General features: G+C 73.0%; 15 protein-coding genes. 8 read left to right on the forward strand and 7 right to left on the reverse strand.

The window, feature by feature from the left end; translation table 11 throughout:
• Nucleotides 1–312: 312 nt before the first annotated feature.
• Both ACFWI8_RS23225 and ACFWI8_RS23230 read left to right on the forward strand, forming a co-directional pair.
• Nucleotides 313–2820 carry a hypothetical protein gene (locus tag ACFWI8_RS23225; RefSeq protein WP_387094755.1) on the forward strand — a complete coding sequence of 836 codons (2508 nt, stop codon included), beginning with the start codon at nucleotides 313–315 and terminating at the stop codon, nucleotides 2818–2820.
• Between the two features lie 35 nt (nucleotides 2821–2855).
• Entirely contained in the window at nucleotides 2856–3998 is a 1143-nt protein-coding gene (locus tag ACFWI8_RS23230) for a DUF5685 family protein (RefSeq protein ID WP_387094757.1), read from the forward strand.
• A 258-nt stretch (nucleotides 3999–4256) separates the two neighbouring features.
• Here the strand turns inward: ACFWI8_RS23230 and ACFWI8_RS23235 are convergent, their stop codons facing one another.
• The 6 genes from ACFWI8_RS23235 to map all read right to left on the reverse strand — a co-directional run bounded on the left by ACFWI8_RS23235 (nucleotide 4257) and on the right by map (nucleotide 11046).
• Nucleotides 4257–5843: an alpha-amylase family glycosyl hydrolase gene (locus tag ACFWI8_RS23235; RefSeq protein ID WP_387094759.1), complete on the reverse strand. Its 1587-nt coding sequence runs from the start codon at nucleotides 5841–5843 to the stop codon at nucleotides 4257–4259.
• A gap of 62 nt (nucleotides 5844–5905) precedes the next feature.
• Complete coding sequence (locus tag ACFWI8_RS23240) at nucleotides 5906–6778, reverse strand: carbohydrate ABC transporter permease (RefSeq protein WP_387094761.1); 873 nt, start codon at nucleotides 6776–6778, stop codon at nucleotides 5906–5908.
• Complete coding sequence (locus ACFWI8_RS23245; protein WP_387094763.1) at nucleotides 6775–7875, reverse strand: carbohydrate ABC transporter permease; 1101 nt, start codon at nucleotides 7873–7875, stop codon at nucleotides 6775–6777. The genes ACFWI8_RS23240 and ACFWI8_RS23245 overlap by 4 nt, the downstream gene beginning before the upstream one ends.
• A gap of 58 nt (nucleotides 7876–7933) precedes the next feature.
• Nucleotides 7934–9127: an ABC transporter substrate-binding protein gene (locus ACFWI8_RS23250; RefSeq protein WP_387094765.1), complete on the reverse strand. Its 1194-nt coding sequence runs from the start codon at nucleotides 9125–9127 to the stop codon at nucleotides 7934–7936.
• Between the two features lie 241 nt (nucleotides 9128–9368).
• Entirely contained in the window at nucleotides 9369–10037 is a 669-nt protein-coding gene (locus ACFWI8_RS23255; RefSeq protein WP_387094766.1) for a heme oxygenase (biliverdin-producing), read from the reverse strand.
• Between the two features lie 142 nt (nucleotides 10038–10179).
• Nucleotides 10180–11046 (reverse strand): type I methionyl aminopeptidase, encoded by an 867-nt coding sequence (gene map / locus ACFWI8_RS23260; protein ID WP_387094768.1) that lies wholly within the window; start codon nucleotides 11044–11046, stop codon nucleotides 10180–10182.
• A 61-nt stretch (nucleotides 11047–11107) separates the two neighbouring features.
• On the opposite strand from map, the gene ACFWI8_RS23265 reads away from it, so the two are divergent.
• The 3 genes from ACFWI8_RS23265 (at nucleotide 11108) to ACFWI8_RS23275 (ending at nucleotide 12436) form a co-directional block, all read left to right on the forward strand.
• Nucleotides 11108–11374 carry a hypothetical protein gene (locus tag ACFWI8_RS23265; RefSeq protein ID WP_387094770.1) on the forward strand — a complete coding sequence of 89 codons (267 nt, stop codon included), beginning with the start codon at nucleotides 11108–11110 and terminating at the stop codon, nucleotides 11372–11374.
• 40 nt (nucleotides 11375–11414) lie between these two features.
• A complete protein-coding gene (gene npdG, locus ACFWI8_RS23270; RefSeq protein WP_387094771.1) occupies nucleotides 11415–12116 on the forward strand; it encodes an NADPH-dependent F420 reductase in 702 nt (233 codons plus the stop codon).
• 113 nt (nucleotides 12117–12229) lie between these two features.
• Entirely contained in the window at nucleotides 12230–12436 is a 207-nt protein-coding gene (locus tag ACFWI8_RS23275) for a hypothetical protein (RefSeq protein ID WP_387094773.1), read from the forward strand.
• An 18-nt stretch (nucleotides 12437–12454) separates the two neighbouring features.
• Here the strand turns inward: ACFWI8_RS23275 and panB are convergent, their stop codons facing one another.
• Nucleotides 12455–13336, reverse strand: a complete 882-nt coding sequence (gene panB, locus ACFWI8_RS23280; RefSeq protein ID WP_311603567.1) for a 3-methyl-2-oxobutanoate hydroxymethyltransferase — start codon at nucleotides 13334–13336, stop codon at nucleotides 12455–12457.
• Nucleotides 13337–13522: 186 nt separating this feature from the next.
• Between panB and ACFWI8_RS23285 the strand changes: the two genes are divergently transcribed.
• The 3 genes from ACFWI8_RS23285 (at nucleotide 13523) to ACFWI8_RS23295 (ending at nucleotide 16129) form a co-directional block, all read left to right on the forward strand.
• Nucleotides 13523–14557 carry an endonuclease/exonuclease/phosphatase family protein gene (locus tag ACFWI8_RS23285; protein WP_387094775.1) on the forward strand — a complete coding sequence of 345 codons (1035 nt, stop codon included), beginning with the start codon at nucleotides 13523–13525 and terminating at the stop codon, nucleotides 14555–14557.
• Between the two features lie 73 nt (nucleotides 14558–14630).
• Nucleotides 14631–15524 carry a zinc metalloprotease HtpX gene (gene htpX, locus ACFWI8_RS23290; protein ID WP_311603563.1) on the forward strand — a complete coding sequence of 298 codons (894 nt, stop codon included), beginning with the start codon at nucleotides 14631–14633 and terminating at the stop codon, nucleotides 15522–15524.
• Nucleotides 15525–15544: 20 nt separating this feature from the next.
• A complete protein-coding gene (locus ACFWI8_RS23295; RefSeq protein ID WP_387094778.1) occupies nucleotides 15545–16129 on the forward strand; it encodes a hypothetical protein in 585 nt (194 codons plus the stop codon).
• Nucleotides 16130–16326 lie beyond the last annotated feature (197 nt).

Consider the following 16326-nt stretch of genomic DNA (forward strand, 5'->3'; position numbering starts at 1 on the left):
CCCGCCTGCCAAGGCGGCGGTTCGCCGCGCGGGCGGCTCGAACCCTCCGACGGCCTCCACCGTCCGGGACTGGGGTCCCTTCGACGGGCGGCCCGCCTGCCAAGGCGGCGGTTCGCCGCGCGGGCGGCGCGGGCCCTCCGACGGCCTCCGCCGTCCGGGGCGGGGGTGCTTTCGAAGGCCCTCAGCCCGCCAGGGCGGCACCGCCCGCCAGGGCGACGCGGCAGGATCATGTCACGGCCAGGCCGGGGAGGTCGGCCCAGGGTTAGGGTCGGCGGCGGGTGGTGACCGGCCGGCGATTCGGGGGAGTACGCGGTGGCTGACCTGACGTTCACGCGGGCGGAGGTCGAGGCGGAGGCGAAGAAGCAGCCCTGGCAGCGGTGCGAGCGGTTCAGCACCGAGATCGATCCCGACGACATGGCCGACACCGCCGCCAGCTACGCCAGGGCGGCCGACGAGGCGCACGGCGCCGGCGAGTTGGCGGCCCGGGCCACGCGCGTCGCCGCCGAGTCCGGCGGGCTCGACGGCGATCACCTGGTCGACGCCGAGGGCCGGATCGTCGAGACGGCCGAGGGGCTTCAGGGCAACGGCGAGGACCTGGACCAGGTGCTGAACCACCTGGTCAGGGCCATGAACCAGGCCATCGACACCCGCGACGAGGTGCGCGGCCTGGTGTTCGAGCCCGGCGGGCTCGAAGAGAAGTACGAGCGGCACGTCCAGGCCGCGGTCGACGAGTGGAACGCCTGGCAGGGCGCCCTCACCGACCGCGTCGCGCAGGCCAACCGCGACGGAACCACTCGCACCGCGCTCGGCACGCCCGTCGCCCTCTGGGTGACGCACGGCGGCAAGGGCGTCCTCGCCCGGCCCACCTTCCAGGGCGGCGACCTCGTCTACCACCTGCCGGACGACCTGCCGGGCGAGGTCCGCGCCAAGCACCTGCGCGCCGCGGCCGACGACGCCGGCGCCGCGTACGACGACATCACCGAGGCCATCGACCAGTACACCCGCAAGCTCGCCGAGTGGGGCCAGCTCCTCGAAGGGCTCGGCCTCGACACCACCGGCGGCCCCCTCGACCTGTGGACCTCGCCCACGGTCGCCGAGGTCGCCGCCGAGAGCCTCGCCGAACTGCTGCGCCAGCCGCGCCCCGACCCGGAGCTGCTCGCCCTCTACACCGAGGGGCTCACCCAGATCCTGGAGGGCGCCCCGCGCGGGCTCACCGCGGCGGAGCGCGACTACCTCACGACGTTCTACGGCCGGCTCGACGTCCAGGCGCTCTCCGCGCTCGGCCAGCTCAACTCCGACCTCGACGACCTCGCGGACGGCCCTGGGCGCGACGCGGCCGCCGAGCGGATGCGGGCCGTCGGCCGTGCCCAGGAGGCCGTCGCCAACGGCATCAACGTGCTGACGGACCCCGAGCGCGGCGGTCTCGACGTCGCCACCGAGGCCGGGCGGGCCGCCGTGCCCGCCAGCATCCGCGCCTTCGTCTACGACTACGAGGGCGGCGGCATGTTCCGCACCGACTACCCGGGGCCCACCTTCAGCCCCGCGGAACTGCGCCTGTTCAACGGCTTCGGCGAGCTGATGTCTCACGCGACCACCGCGCCGGGCGACACGTTCGCCAGGGACCTGGCCACCGCGGCCGTCGACATCCAGACGGCCACCTCCACCCAGTACCACCCGATGAGCACCGAGGTGGTGTCCAACACCGGCAGCAGCGGGCTGCTGGAGGCCGTCTCGCTCAACACCGACGCCTCGGCCGGGCTGCTCAACAACGGTGACTTCCGCGACCTGTTGCTCCGCCAGGAGTGGGAGGACAGCACCGGCGTCGGCGAGTTGATCCGCAGCGGCACCACCATCCCCGAGGGCGTGGACCACAACGACGCCGCCGCGAAGCCGTACGTGCAGGCGGCGTTCAACCTGCTGTCGGACGTCGACGACCACGACTACTGGATCCTGGTGCCCGAGCACAGCCCGCAGGAGGAGCTCGGCCGCTCGGATCACTCGGGGCTGCAACGCGCCATCGGCGACACCGCGTTGCGCTACATGAACATGATCTCCCAGTTCCCCGGCGACGCCGGCTCCCAGTTCCTGGAGCCCACCAACCCCGACGACCCGAACGCCCGCCGGTTCACCAACCTGTTCGGCCAGGACCACCGCTACGGCTTCCAACTCTCCCGCGAGGACCGGCAGGGCCTCTTCGAGCTGATGAACGGCACCATGGACACGGTGCGTTCCGACTTCCGTTCCGGCGTCGGCGAGTGGCAGGCGCTCACCGCCTACCAGGCGTTCAGCTCCGGCACCGGCGAGGCCGCCGCGCTGGAGGCGGTCGGCCGGGTCGCCGGCTTCGTGGAGCACGCCGACATCCAGGCCATCGACAACGGCATCGAACCCGCCCGGCTCGAGACCAACGTGCTCAACGGCCTGACCAGCGGCGCCGGCGCCGTCGCCACCCTCGCCGGCGCCAGCAACCCGGTGAGCGCCGGGGTCGCCCTCGGCGCCTACGGACTCACCGCCGCCGTGCGCGGTGCGCTCGGGCCGGTGGAGCTGACGCCGCAGCAACTGGCCGAGATCGACGCCATCGAGTCCGGCGACTGGGACGTCAGGGCCCTGGTCGCCCACGCCGCGCTCGCCGCCGACTACGGCAACGCCCAGGAGAACCTCGACCGTTACTACGGCCGGGACAACAGCGGCCTGCCGCAGGCCGGTTCGCCCGACACCGTCTACAGCGACCTCATGAACGCCGTCTCCGAGATCGAGACCAAGAGCTACCCGGGCGCCGAGGAGCGGATCAGCCGGGGGTACGAGGACGCGCTCGGCAAGTAGGCTGCACGATGGGGCGCACCAACGGGGGAGGACGTGTGTTCGGAATCATCAGGCCGTGTCGGCACCGGCTGCCCGACGGCCTCGCCGCCGCGTGGCTCGGCCATCTCTGCGGACTCTGCCTGGCCTTGCGCCGGGTCCACGGCCAGGCCGCGCGGACCGCGACCAACTACGACGGCCTGCTGATATCGGTGCTCCACGACGCCCAGGTGGCGGGGGACACCGGCGACCGCTGGCGGCAGGCCGGGCCCTGCCCGCTGCGCGGCATGCGGAGCGCGTCGGTCGCGGACGGCGCCGGCGCCCAACTCGCCGCGGCCGTCTCGCTGGTGCTGGCCTCGGCCAAGATCCGCGACCATGTGGCCGACGGCGACGGGGTGTTGGCCCGTCGCCCGGTCGCCGCCGCGGCCCGCAGGGTGGCGCGGGTCTGGGACCGGGCGGGGGCCAGGGGCGCGGCGGGCGTCGGCTTCGACACGGCGGTGCTGGTCGAGGCGGTGGACCGGCAGCAGGACGTCGAGGCGCTGGCCGGCCCGGGCACGCCGCTGCTCGCGGTCACCGAACCGACCGAGAGCGCGACGGGCGCCGCGTTCGGCCACACCGCGCTGCTCGCCGGCCGGCCGGCCAACGAGGCGCCGCTCGCCGAGGCCGGCCGCCTCTTCGGCCGGGTGGCCCACCTGCTGGACGCGGTCGAGGACCTGGACGCCGACCGCGCGGCCGGCGCCTGGAACCCGATCGACGCCACCGGCACGCCGCTGCCGGAGGTCAGGCGGCTGTGCGACGACGCGGTGCGGGGCGTCCGACTCGCCCTGCGGGACGTCGACCTCGTCGACGACCGGCTGGCCCACGCGCTGCTCGTCCACGAACTGGACCGGGCCGTGGTCCGCGCCTTCACCGAGGACCCCATGACGCGCCGCCTGCCGCGACGCCGCGGCCTGCTGGCCGGCTGCGCGGAGTGGACGCGGCTGTTCTGCACGTGCCAGGTGTGCTGCCGCAAGGAGTACGAGGACCCGTGGAACGGCAAGAAGCGGCGCGAGGGCTGGTGCCGGAAGTGCGACGACCTCTGCGATTGCTGTGACTGTTGCGACTGCTGCCAGTGCGGTGGCGGTGGCGGTGGCGGCGGCGGTGGTGGGTCGGGTGGCGGCGGTGGGTGTTGCGACGGCTGCTGCTGCGACTGCAGTCCGTGAGGGGTTTCCCCCACCCACCCGCCCTTCCTGGGCAGCCCGGCCCGACCCGCGTCACCGGGAATGGGCGGGCGGGGGACGGTGAACCCCGCGCGGAGCGCGGCGCGGCCGGCGGCCGGCAGGCCCCGGCGCGCAGCGCCGGGTCTCGGCCCGGCCCGGCCCGCGCGCAGCGCGTGCCGGGCCGCGTCAGCGGGAAGGGCGGGTGGGTGGGGGAAACCGCGCGGAGCGCGGGGCCGCGGCACAGCCGCTGCACGGCGCCCCTCAGAGCGAGAAGATGCCGAAGGCGAAGCCCTCGGCCGTGATGCCGGTGTCGTCGACCGTGACGCCGGTGCCCTCCACGCGCCGTACCGCCGCCAGTTCGGGGCGCGGCAGCGCCAACGTCGCCGGCGCGCGGCGCGGGTTGACGACGATCAGGAAGCGTCCGCCCCGCAGGTACGTCAGCGGGTAGCCGGTGTGCAGCACCTCGACCTGGCTGCCCGCGCCCAGCTCCGGCGTCGCCTTCCGCAGCGTGATGAGCCGCCGCACCAGGTGCAGCAGCGAGCCCTCGTCGGCCCGCTGCGCGGCCACCGTCGGGCGGTTCGGGTCGGGGTCGATCGGCAGGTAGAGCCGGTCCGCCGGGGCGGTGGAGAAGCCCGCGTTGGGGGAGTCGTCCCACTGCATCGGGGTGCGGGAGCCGGCCCGGTTGTAGTGCTCGCCGAGCCGGCTGCCCTCGTGGTCCGGCAGGTCGGGGACGAACCGCATGCCGATCTCGTCGCCGTAGTAGATGGCGGGCAGCGTGGGCCAGGTGAGCTGGAACGCGAACGCGGCCGGGAGCTGCTCGGCGGTGCGTGGGCCGCAGGCCAGCCGGGAGAAGTCGTGGTTGGCGGTGGGCAGCGAGATGTACCCGCGGTCGCCGATCAGCGAGCTCACCTCGGTCCAGGCCTGGACGAACGTCTCGGCCGTGCCGCCGCCCTCGGCGTCGAAGAAGCAGTGCCGCTGCGTCCAGTGGTCGGCCACCGTGCCCTGGTTGTTGTTCCACAGCGAACGCAGCGGCAGCCCGTCGGACGGGCCGCCGAACTGCAGGAAGAAGTCGGAGTGGAAGCCGGCCGGCACGGACACCGACGGGTCGCCCCACTCGGCGAGCAGCGCCGCCTCCGGGTGGGTGTCGTCGAGCCAGCGCCGCAGCTCGGCCCAGAGCTTCGAGGTCTCGGCCAGTTCGGGGTCGTCCTTGACCAGCGAGTGCGCCATGTCGACGCGGAAGCCGGCGAGGCCGAGCCGCAGCCAGTGGTCCATGACGCCGCGCAGCGCCATCCGGTTGGCCTGGGGCCCGGGCGCGTCGATCGGCTGGCGCCAGGGCTCGTCCGGATCGCTGCGGGCGTAGCCGAAGTTGAGCGCCGGCTGGCTGTCGAAGAAGTTCGGCAGGTAGCTGCCGGGGCGGCTGCCGGGGGACGGCACGAAGCGCGGCGGCTGGCCCTCGGCCCAGATGTAGCGGTCGTTGCCCGGGTCGTTGGCCGCGGCGACGAACCAGGGGTGCTGGTCGGAGGTGTGCCCGGCGACCAGGTCGAGCATGACCCGGATGCCGCGCCCCCGCGCGGCCTCCACCAGCGCGGCGAGGTCGTCGTCGGTGCCGTAGCGGGGGGCCAGGGCGAGGTAGTCGGACACGTCGTAGCCGGCGTCGCGGAACGGCGAGGCGAAGCAGGGGTTGAGCCAGACCGTGTTGACGCCGAGCCAGGCGAGGTGGTCCAGGTGCTCGGTGACGCCCCGGAAGTCGCCGACGCCGTCGCCGTTGGAGTCGGCGAAACTCTGTGGGTAGATCTGGTAGAGCACGGCGTCGGCCAGCCAGGACGGAACGGGACGGAAGGACGACATGGCAGCGGCACACCTCTCGTAGGTCGGCTCGTCAGGTCGGCTCGCGGTTCTGGGACGTTCGCTCAGCCCTTGACGGCACCCGCGGTCAGCCCGGAGACCACGGCGCGCCGGAAGATCAGGACCAGGACGGCGATGGGCAGGACCGAGACGGTGGCGGCGGCGAAGATCGTCCCGTAGGGGACGGTGAACTGGCTGCCGAACAGCGCGAGCCCCACCGGCATGGTCCGGTACCGGTCGGCGGTGTTGAGGGTCAACGCGATCAGGAACTCCGTCCAGCAGGCGGTGAACGTGAAGATCGCCGCCGTGAACACGCCGGGCGTGGCCTGCGGCAGGATCACCGAGAGCACGGTACGCAGCGGCGAGGCGCCGTCCACCCACGCCACCTCCTCCATCTCCTTGGGGATGCCCTGGAAGAAGTTCCGCAGAATCCAGACCGCAAACGGGACGTTGAGCGCCGTGTAGACGAGGATCAGGCCCTGGTAGCTGTTGAGCCAGCCGATGTCCCGCATGAGCAGGAACAACGGCGCGGCGAGCGCGATGGTGGGAAAGAGGGAGATCATCAGCAGCGCCACCATGATGGGTGCCTTGCCGCGCAGCGGCAGCCGGGCCAGCGCGTAGCCGGCGAACGAGCTGAGGCTGAGCACCAGCAGGGTGGCGAGGACCGAGACCACCACCGAGTTGAGCAGGTAGACCCCGAAGTGGTTGTCGGTGAAGGCGTCCCGGTAGTTGGCCCAGGTGGCGTTGTCCGGCCAGGCGGTGGGCGGGTGGGTGCCGATCTCCTCGGCCGGCTTCAGCGAGGTGGTGGCCATCCAGTAGAGCGGGGCCGCCACGAAGGCGGCGATCACCAGCGCGGCCGCGTTGGGCCAGCTCAGCACCGACCGCAGCCGCCGCCCGCGGGACGCCTCCCGTGGCGCCGTCGTCGCCGTCGCCGTCATGCCCCGCCCTCCTCGTCGCCGACGCGGGCCCGGAACGCCCGCAGGAACACCAGACAGCCGAGCAGCACCAGGCCGGCGGTGCTCGCGGCCACGGCGGCGCCGGGGCCGAAGTCCAGGTTGGTGAACATGACCTGCCAGCCGAGCAGCGCCAGGGACTCCGTCGCGTCGCCCGGGCCGCCGCCGGTGAGCACGAACGGCAGGTCGAAGATGCCGAAGGCCTGGAGGATCCGGAACAGCACGGCGATGGTCAGCGCGGGCCGCAGCAGCGGCAGCCTGACCCGCCAGAACGCGGTCCACGGCCCGGCGCCGTCCACCCGGGCGGCCTCGGTGACATCGCGCGGCAGCATCATGAGGCCGGCGAGCACGATGATCGCCACGAACGGGGTCGTCTTCCAGATGTCGGCGACGGCCATCGACACGATCGCGGGCCCCGGCGTGCCGAGGAACTGCGGCGCGGAGCCGGTCAGCCCCTCGACGACCGAGGTCAGCACCCCGTACACGCCGTTGTACATGTACGCCCACAGCTGCGCCGAGACCACGGTGATCATGGCCCAGGGGAGCAGCAGCAGCGCCATCATCCAGCCCCGGCCGGCGCTGAGTCGCTCGAGGACGAGGGCGATGAGGGTGCCGAGCACCAGCTCGGCGAGGACCGTGCCGACGGTGTACAGCACGGTGAACAGCAGCGCCTCGCGCCAGCGCTCGGAGCCGAGCAGCATCGTGTAGTTGTCGGTGGTGATCCCGGAGAGCCGGAAGCCGTCGGAGGAGACCTGGACGTCGCTGAGGCTCATGGCGACGGAGAACGCGATCGGGAAGAGCGTGACGGCCAGCACCACGACGAGCGCCGGCGTCGCGAAGATCCAGCCGAGGCGGGCGAAGCGGCGTTCGAGCGCGGTCCTGTGGTGGCTGGGGTGCGGGATCCCCCGGCGGCGCGGCCGGTCGGGGCGCGGTGGCTCGGGGGCCGGCGACGGCGCGCCCGGGGCGCCCGCCGGGACGGGGCGCAGCGGGACGTCGCGGTCGCGCCCGGGCGCTCCGCTGTAGGGGATGGCCTGGCCGTCCTCGTCGTCCGGCGGGTTGGCCGACGCGGGGGATTCGTTCACCCGACGCCCCCCTTCAGATCCGGCGGGCGACGCGGCACCCGGCGCGCGTCCCGGGCGCTCACAGCGCGCGGCCCTTCAGGGCCTTGCCGATGTCGTGCTGGGCCGCGCGCAGCGCGCTGTCGGGGGGCACGGAGCCGGCGAGCGAGCCGTTGATGTTGGTGAAGATGCCGTTGCTGACCTGGGCGTAGCGCGGCGAGTCCGAGGGGCGGGAGACCAGCGGCACGCGCGCGGCGGCGGCCAGCGTCGGGTTGTCGCGTTGCAGTTCGCGGTCGTTGAGCACCTCGCCGACCGCCGGCAGCACGGAGCTCTCGGCCAGCATCCGCTGGGCGGTCGGGCCCGTCATCCACTCGATGAAGGCCAGCCCCGCGCCGATGGCGTCGCTGTGCGGGTTGATCATCAGGTTCCAGCCGCCGGTGCCGGAGGGCCCCGGCCGGTCCTCGCCCTCGAAGGCGGGCAGGGCGCTGACGCCGACCTTGCCGGCGATCGGGGACTCCGGGGTGTTGGCCTCGCTCCAGGCGTACGACCAGTTGCGGTGGAAGGCGGCCTCACCCTCCACGAAGGTCTGCAGCGACTGCTGCTCCTGGAAGCTGGTCATCGCGGCGGGCGCCACGCCCTCGTCGAGCAGGCCGCGCATGAAGTCGAGCACCCGGCGGTTCTCCGGGGAGTCGATGGCCGCGGCGCCGTCGTTGACGCTGTGGCCGCCGGCCGCGGCCGACAGCTCGGTCCAGTTGACGGTCAGGCCCTCGTAGTTGGCCCACTGGGCGACATAGCCGTAGCGCACGTCGCCCGCCCGCTGGAGCCTCGCGGCGGTGTCGGCCAGTTCCTCCCAGGTCTCGGGGACCGGCAGGTCGTGCTTCTCCAGCAGGTCGGCGCGGTAGAAGAGGAAGCCGGTGTCGACGTACAGCGGGGCCGCCAGGTGTTCGCCGTCGTGCAGCGCGACGTCGGCGCGCTCCTTCGGGAAGCGGTCCCAGAAGTCGTCCGGCAGGTGGGCGTCGAGCGGCATGGCGAGCTGCGCCGAGCCGAACTGGGACGGCCAGACGACGTCGCCGTTGTAGACGTCGATGGAGCCCGAGCCGCCGGAGATCTCCGTGGTGAGGGTGGCGCGCATGGTGTCCGTGTTGTTGGGCGCGGCCTGGTACGTCACGGAGATGTCGGGGTGTTCCTCCTCGAAGGCGTCGACGAGCCGCTGGGGCAGCCCGTCGGGACCGAAGTTGATCGCGTACCAGGTGATGGAGCCCTTGGCCGGGCCCACCTCCTGGGGAGCGACCGAGGCCGAGCCGTCACCCGAGCCGCACGCCGCGGCCAGCAGGACGGTGATGACGCAGAACCCGCTTCGTCGTGCGCGTGCTCTGCGGATGGACGTGCCCAGGACGACTCCTTGAACTCCTTGAATGCCCTGCGCATGAGCGCCGAGTGCCTGGGCTCAGACTCGCGCGCCCGCATTCCACCGCAAAGCCTAAAACGCTCTTATCGGGAAAAGTCACCGAAAACGGCTACCGGGTCGGGGTGCCCGCCGCCTCGCCGAGCGCGTGGAAGAGCGCGGTGTTGAGCGAGAAGGCGCGCCTGCACTCGTCCACGATGCGCAGCCGCTCGGGGCCCTCGACCGGCAGCGCGTCGAGCAGCTCCCGGTACTCGCGCTTGAACGCGGCCGGGTTGGCGATCTCCTCGAAGACATAGAACCGCACCCCGTCGCCCTTCCGCGTGAAGCCCCAGGTCCGCTCGGCCGTGCCGCGGATGACCTGGCCGCCGGAGAGGTCGCCGAGGTAGCGGGTGTAGTGGTGGGCGACATAGCCGCCCGGCCAGTCGCGGGCGACCTCCATCACCCGCGCCGCGTAGGTCTCGGTGGCGGCGAGCGGGCGCAGCGCGGCCTGCCAGTCGGCGCCGTCGTGCAGGTGGTCGAGGTCCCGCTCGAGCGCCGCGGTGCGGAAGAGCTCGGGCCGCAGGAACGGGCCGGCCACCGGGTCGCCGGCGAGCCGGTCGGCCGCCCCCTCCAGGGCCCGGTACACGAACCACAGCTGCTCGGTGTAGGCCCGATAGGCCGCGATCCCGAGCCGGCCGCCCAGCATGTCGCTCATGAACGAGGAGTTCTCCGCCTCGGTGTGCTGCTGCTGCGAGGCCTCGCGGATCAGGGTGGAGAACGGGACGGTGGCGGTCGGGCTCATGGTGGCCTCCGGAGACGGTAGGCGGGCGCGCGACAGGTCGTCGCGCACCGCCATAGTGTCTACTTAGGCTTACCTAAGTCAAGCTTTTGCCGACAGGGCGTCGGTAAACCTGAGGGGACGTCAAACCACCCGAAGGGGCCGGTCAGGGCAGCGTCAACACCTCGGCCCCCGCCTCCGTGACCACCAGCGTGTGCTCGAACTGGGCCGAGCGCCGTCGGTCCCTGGTGACCACCGTCCAGTCGTCGTCCCACTTGTCCCACTCGTGGGTGCCCAGGTTCAGCATCGGCTCGATCGTGAACGTCATCCCCGGCTCCATCACCGTGTTCGCGCCCGGGTCGTCGTAGTGCGGCACCAACAGGCCCGAGTGGAACGAGGTGTGGATGCCGTGCCCCGTGAAGTCCCGCACCACGCCGTAGCCGAACCGCTTCGCGTACGACTCGATCACCCGGCCGATCACGTTGATCCGGCGCCCGGGCCGCACCGCCCTGATCGCCCGGGCCAGCGCCTCCCCGGTGCGCTCCACCAGCAGCCGCGTCTCCTCGTCCAGGGCCTCCACACCACCCACCGGATAGGTCGCGTTGGTGTCCCCGTGCACCCCGCCCACGAACGCCGTGACGTCCAGGTTCACGATGTCGCCCTCGCGCAGCACCGTCGAGTCCGGGATGCCGTGGCAGATCACCTCGTTCACCGAGGTGCAGATGGACTTCGGAAAGCCCCGGTAGCCGAGCGGCGAAGGGTAGGCGCCGTGGTCGCACAGGAACTCGTGCGCCACCTGGTCGAGGCGGTCGGTGGTCACGCCGGGCGCGACGTGCTCGGCCGCCGCCGCCATCGCCCGCGCCGCGATCCGCCCCGCCACCCGCATCCGCTCGACGGTCTCGGCGTCCCGCACGTCGGGACCGCGGTAGGGCGTCGGCCCGGGGCGGCCCACGTACTCGGGGCGCGGAATGGCGGACGGCACCCGACGGGGCGCCGAGATCCTGCCGGGGACGAGAAGAGACTGGCCAGACATGCGCTCGAGTCTATGGACTCCACGGCTGGGCAGGGGACGTCGGGACGGACAGGATGGGGACATGGCCGCACTCTTTCGACGCAAGCCCTCGGGACGCCCCGGCGAGTGGTACTACTGCCTCCGCCACCAGACGGTCGAGGAGGGACAGCAGTGCCCCGCCAGGGACCGACTCGGCCCCTACGCCACCAGGGGCGAGGCCGAGCACGCCATGGAGACCGCCCGCGAACGCGAGGACGAGTGGCGCCACGACCCCCGCTGGAACGACCGCGACGAGGCGGACGAGGCGGACGGGACGGACGGGACCGGCGCGCCGGAACGGGACGGGTAGCCGCGGCGGGACCGCGAGCCCCGGGTGGCAGGATTCAGGCATGACCTCACACGACGCGGCGAAGCCGCCCGCCCGGGACCCCTGGCAACTCCCCGACGTCTCCGACCTCGTGGTCGGCGTGCTCGGCGGCACCGGCGACCAGGGCAGGGGGCTCGCCTACCGGCTGGCCAGGGCCGGCCAGCGAGTCATCATCGGATCCCGCGTCGCCGAGCGCGCGGAGACCGCCGCCGCGGAGCTCGGCCACGGCGTGCGCGGCCTGGACAACGCCGGCTGCGCCCGGGAGAGCGACGTGGTGATCATCGCCGTCCCCTGGGAGGGCCACGAGGCGACCGTCGCCTCGCTCACCGCCGAGCTCGCCGGCAAGCTCGTCGTCGACTGCGTCAACCCGCTCGGCTTCGACAAGCAGGGCGCCTACGCCATCGTCCCCGAGCAGGGCAGCGCCGCGCAGCAGGCCGCCGCCCTGCTGCCGGAGTCCCGGGTCACCGCTGCCTTCCACCACCTGTCGGCCGTGCTCCTCCAGGACCCCGCCGTCGAGAAGATCGAGACCGACGTGATGGTCCTCGGCGACAGCCGCGCCGACTGCGAGATCGTCCAGGCCCTGGCCGGCCGCATCCCCGGCATGCGCGGCGTCTTCGCCGGCCGGCTGCGCAACGCCCACCAGGTCGAGTCCCTGGTCGCCAACCTGATCTCGGTCAACCGCCGCTACCGCGCCCACGCCGGCGTCCGGCTCACCGACATCTGAGCCACGGCCGGCGCCCGGCACACGGCCGGGGGCCGGTCGCGGCGGGCCACCCGGCGCGCGGACAATGAGACCGCACGCCGGGTGCCGCACCCCTCGAACCGACTGGAGCCACCATGCCCACCGACACCAAGACCGGCCGGCCGACCCGCGCCGCCCAGGACCGCCGGCTGGCCGGCTTCGCCCTGCTGGTCTTCGTCCTGACCGTCGCCGCCGCCGTCGTGTCCTTCGTCAACGGCAACTGGCTCGGCGTCGTGTGGGTGCTGATGGCCGGGCTCTCCTCCAACATGGCCTGGTACTACCTGCGGCGGTCCCGGGCCTGAGAGCCGACTCCGCAGAACTCAGTGGAAGCTGTGCTCCTCGGCCGGGTAGGCGCCGCCCACCACGTCCTCGGCGAACGCCCGGGCCGCGTCCCCCAGCGTCTCGCGCAGCCGTGCGTACTGCTTGACGAACCGTGGCATCCGGCCGCCCGGCCAGTCCGTCATCCCGGCCATGTCCGTCCACACCAGTACCTGCGCGTCGCAGTCGGGACCCGAGCCGATGCCCACCGTCGGGATGTGCAGGCTCCGCGTCACCTCCGCGGCCAGCTCGGCCGTGACCAGCTCGAGCACCACCGCGAACGCGCCCGCGTCCTGCACCGCCTTGGCGTCCCGCAGCAGCTGCTGCGCCGCCTCCTCGCCCCGACCCTGCACCGGGTGCCCGCCGAAGGCGTGCACCGACTGCGGCGTCAGACCCACGTGGGCCATCACCGGGATACCGGCCTCCACCAGCAGGGACACCTGGTCGGCCGACCGCTCGCCGCCCTCCAGCTTGACCGCGCCCACGCCCGCCTCCTTCACCAGACGGGTCGCGCTGCGCAACGCCTGGGTGGCGCTCTCCTGGTACGAGCCGAACGGCAGGTCGCCGATGATCAACGCCCGCCGGGTGCCGCGCACCACCGCGGCCGACAGCATCACCATCTGGTCGAGCGTCACCGGGACCGTGCTGTCGTAGCCCAGGTGCGTGTTGCCCATCGAGTCCCCGACCAGCATCACCGGGATGCCGGCCTCGTCGAACACCGAAGCGGTCATGGCGTCGTAGGCGGTGAGCATCGGCCACCGCTCCCCACGCCGCTTCGCCGCCGCTATGTCCCGCACGGTGATCCGCCGGCTCCGCTTGCCGCCGTAGAGCCCTGGCACCTCCGGCCGTGCGGCCGGCGCCTGGGCAGTCGTGTGCTGCGTCATCACGCTGCTCCTGTTCAGGTCGTCTCGAGGCGCCATGCCGGCGTCCCCGGATCGACCTCCATCGTCGCACCAGGTCGGCAGCCCCGGGAACCCCACACATCCTGGTAACCGTCTTGTGCTTCGGCGTGACCGGGGCTCGACTATGGTTCCCCGGAGCGAAAGCGCGACGGGCAGCGAGGGCAGCGCATGGCACGGTTGTACACCCCGGACACCGAACCGGGTCAGGGCCCGGAAGAGGGCGGCGAGACCGCCCCTCCCGCCTGCCGACCCGCGCGGCCGCGCTGGAGCGACCGCGTCGGCCGGTGGCGCCGCGGCTGGTGGCCGGCCGGCCTCGCCCTGGCCCTCGCCCTGCTGATGACGCTCCACTCCAAGGTCCCCAACACCATCGGCAACCTCGGCAGCCTCCTCCAGACCTTCCTGCCCTGGGTGGGCCTGGCCATCCCGCCGCTCGTGCTGTGCGCCGTGCTGCGCCGCTCCGTCACCGCCGTGGTCGCGGTGCTCGTGCCGGTCCTGGTCTGGCTCAACCTGTTCGGCGGGCTGCTCGCCGACAAGACCTCCGGCGGCGGCGCGCTCATGGTCGTCAGCCACAACGTCGACGCCGACAACCCCGACCCGGCCGGCACCGCCCGCGACCTGGTCGACTCGGGGGCCGACCTGGTCGCCCTCCAGGAACTGCCGCAGGGCGCGGTAAGCACCTACGAGGAGGAGCTGGCCGAGGCGTACCCCTACAACGCCGTACAGGGCACCGTCGGACTCTGGAGCCGCTACCCGCTCACCGAGGCCCAGCCGGTGGACATCGGCATCGGCTGGGTGCGCGCCATGCGGACCTCCGTCGAGGTGGAGGGCATCGGAGAGGTCGCCGTCTACGTCGCCCACATGCCGTCCGTGCGCGTGCAGTTCAGGGCCGGCTTCACCGCCGAGCGGCGGGACGACGCCGCCGACCTGCTCGGCCACGCCATCGCCGCCGAGGAACTGCCGCGCACGGTGCTCGCGGGCGACCTCAACGGCACCATGAACGACGGTGCGCTCGCCCCCCTCACCTCCGAGCTGCGCTCCACCCAGGGCGCCGCCGGCGCCGGCTTCGGCTTCAGCTGGCCGGCCGGCTTCCCGATGGCCAGGATCGACCAGATCCTGGTGCGCGACCTCGAACCGGTCTCCTCCTGGACGCTGCCGGCCACCGGGAGCGACCACCTGCCGGTGGCGGCGAGAGTCGATCCCTGATCTCCTCCTTATCGGCCCTTTGCGCCGTTTTCACCCCCACTGTTTTACTTTGGTGGGTGAAGGGAGGTGTCAGATGTCGCGCACCCGTTTCGCCCCGGACCGCGGGCTCACGAACCGCATGGTGCTCACCATGTTCTTCCTCGGCCTGCTCTACGTCGTGCTGGTCGGCGTCCTGATCGTGCTGCTCGGCAAGTCGTGGCCGCTGATCGTGGTGATCGTGGGCGGTCTCTTCTTCGCCCAGTTCTGGTTCAGCGACCGCATCGCCGCGTACAGCATGGGCGCCCGCGAGGTCACGCCCGAGCAGGCGCCGGAGTTGCACGGCGCCGTCGACCGGCTGTGCGCCCTGGCCGACATGCCCAAGCCCAGGGTCGCCATCGCCGACACCGACGTGCCCAACGCCTTCGCCACCGGCCGCGGCCAGAAGAAGTCGCTGGTCTGCGCCACCACCGGGCTGCTGCGCCGCCTCGAACCCGAGGAACTGGAGGGCGTGCTCGCCCACGAGCTGTCCCACGTCGCGCACCGTGACGTCGCCGTCATGACCATCGCCTCGTTCCTCGGCGTGCTGGCCGGCCTGATCACCCGAATAGCCCTGTGGACGGGCCTGGGTCGCTCCCGCAACAACAACAACGCGCTGCTGCTGCTCGTCCCGCTCGTCAGCGCCGTCGTCTACGTGATCAGCTTCCTGCTCACCCGCCTGCTCTCCCGCTACCGCGAGCTGTCCGCCGACCGCGCCGGCGCCCTGCTGACCGGCCGCCCCTCGGCGCTCGCCTCCGCGCTGACCAAGGTCTCAGGACAGATGGCCAGGATCCCGACGCGCGACCTGCGCCAGGCCGAGCCGTTCAACGCCTTCTTCTTCGCCCCCGCGCTGTCCGGGGAGGGCCTCGGCCGGCTCCTCTCCTCCCACCCCACGCTCGAACAGCGCCTCGAGCGGCTGGCCAAGCTCTCCACGGAGCTCGGCCGGCCCTGACCGATCGCGGTGATCCACCGATGGGCTTCCTCGACGTGATCCTGGGCCGCAGCAAGCCGGTCCGCCCCGACCTCGACCAGCTGTTCGCGATCCCCTCCGCGGCGATCACGCTCCAGGCCGGCGCCGGCTTCCTGCCGACCGGCCTCGGCTCCGTCTGCTTCGCCAGCGTCGAGGGCGGCGCGTTCTCGCGCGTGCGGGACGAGGTGCGGGAACTGCTGGACGCCGACACGGCCACGGGCGGCCTGCCGGTGGAGTTCAGCCAGGACTCCTACGGCTACACCTGGCTGCTGGCCCGGCAGTCGCCGGACGACGTCACCACGCTCGTCAACGACCTGCACGCGGTGAACACCCTCCTGCGGGACGCGGGCTTCGGCCCGCAGCTGCTGTGCTCGCTGGTCGGCTTCCGGGACGCGGAACAGCGGCCGCTGGCACTGGTCTACCTGTACAAACGCGGCACCTTCTACCCCTTCGCGCCGGTGGTGGGGGCGGGGGAGCGGCGCGACAACGAACTGGAACTCCAGGCGCGGGCCCTCCTGACGAACGACCTGCGGCTGGAACCGGACCTCTCCCGCTGGTTCCCCGTCTGGGGCGCGCCGGGCCTTTAGACCGGCCTCTGTCTCCCCGCCCGCCCACCCTTTCCGCTAACGCGCGGCCGGCGGCCCGCGGGGCCCGGCGCGGCGCAGCCGCGTGCCGGCCTGCGGCCGTGCGGTGCCGCGCCCACCCACCCTCCCCCAGCGTCAGCTGGGGGAGGGTGGGCTGGCGCGGCCCGGGGCGCGGGGGGCGGCGGCGCCCCCGCCGCGCG

This window comes from Streptomyces sp. NPDC127098 (genome assembly GCF_042722465.1).
Classification (GTDB): Bacteria; Actinomycetota; Actinomycetes; order Streptomycetales; family Streptomycetaceae; genus Streptomyces; species Streptomyces millisiae.

What these genes read in the sequence shown, in the direction of transcription:
- ACFWI8_RS23265 (WP_387094770.1), top strand. Translation starts at nt 11,108, where the DNA reads ATGGCCGCACTCTTTCGACGCAAGCCCTCGGGACGCCCCGGCGAGTGG.
- htpX (WP_311603563.1), top strand. Translation starts at nt 14,631, where the DNA reads ATGTCGCGCACCCGTTTCGCCCCGGACCGCGGGCTCACGAACCGCATG.
- ACFWI8_RS23255 (WP_387094766.1), bottom strand. Translation starts at nt 10,037, where the DNA reads ATGAGCCCGACCGCCACCGTCCCGTTCTCCACCCTGATCCGCGAGGCC.
- ACFWI8_RS23295 (WP_387094778.1), top strand. Translation starts at nt 15,545, where the DNA reads ATGGGCTTCCTCGACGTGATCCTGGGCCGCAGCAAGCCGGTCCGCCCC.
- panB (WP_311603567.1), bottom strand. Translation starts at nt 13,336, where the DNA reads ATGACGCAGCACACGACTGCCCAGGCGCCGGCCGCACGGCCGGAGGTG.
- ACFWI8_RS23240 (WP_387094761.1), bottom strand. Translation starts at nt 6,778, where the DNA reads ATGACGGCGACGGCGACGACGGCGCCACGGGAGGCGTCCCGCGGGCGG.
- map (WP_387094768.1), bottom strand. Translation starts at nt 11,046, where the DNA reads ATGTCTGGCCAGTCTCTTCTCGTCCCCGGCAGGATCTCGGCGCCCCGT.
- ACFWI8_RS23235 (WP_387094759.1), bottom strand. Translation starts at nt 5,843, where the DNA reads ATGTCGTCCTTCCGTCCCGTTCCGTCCTGGCTGGCCGACGCCGTGCTC.
- ACFWI8_RS23285 (WP_387094775.1), top strand. Translation starts at nt 13,523, where the DNA reads ATGGCACGGTTGTACACCCCGGACACCGAACCGGGTCAGGGCCCGGAA.
- ACFWI8_RS23275 (WP_387094773.1), top strand. Translation starts at nt 12,230, where the DNA reads ATGCCCACCGACACCAAGACCGGCCGGCCGACCCGCGCCGCCCAGGAC.
- npdG (WP_387094771.1), top strand. Translation starts at nt 11,415, where the DNA reads ATGACCTCACACGACGCGGCGAAGCCGCCCGCCCGGGACCCCTGGCAA.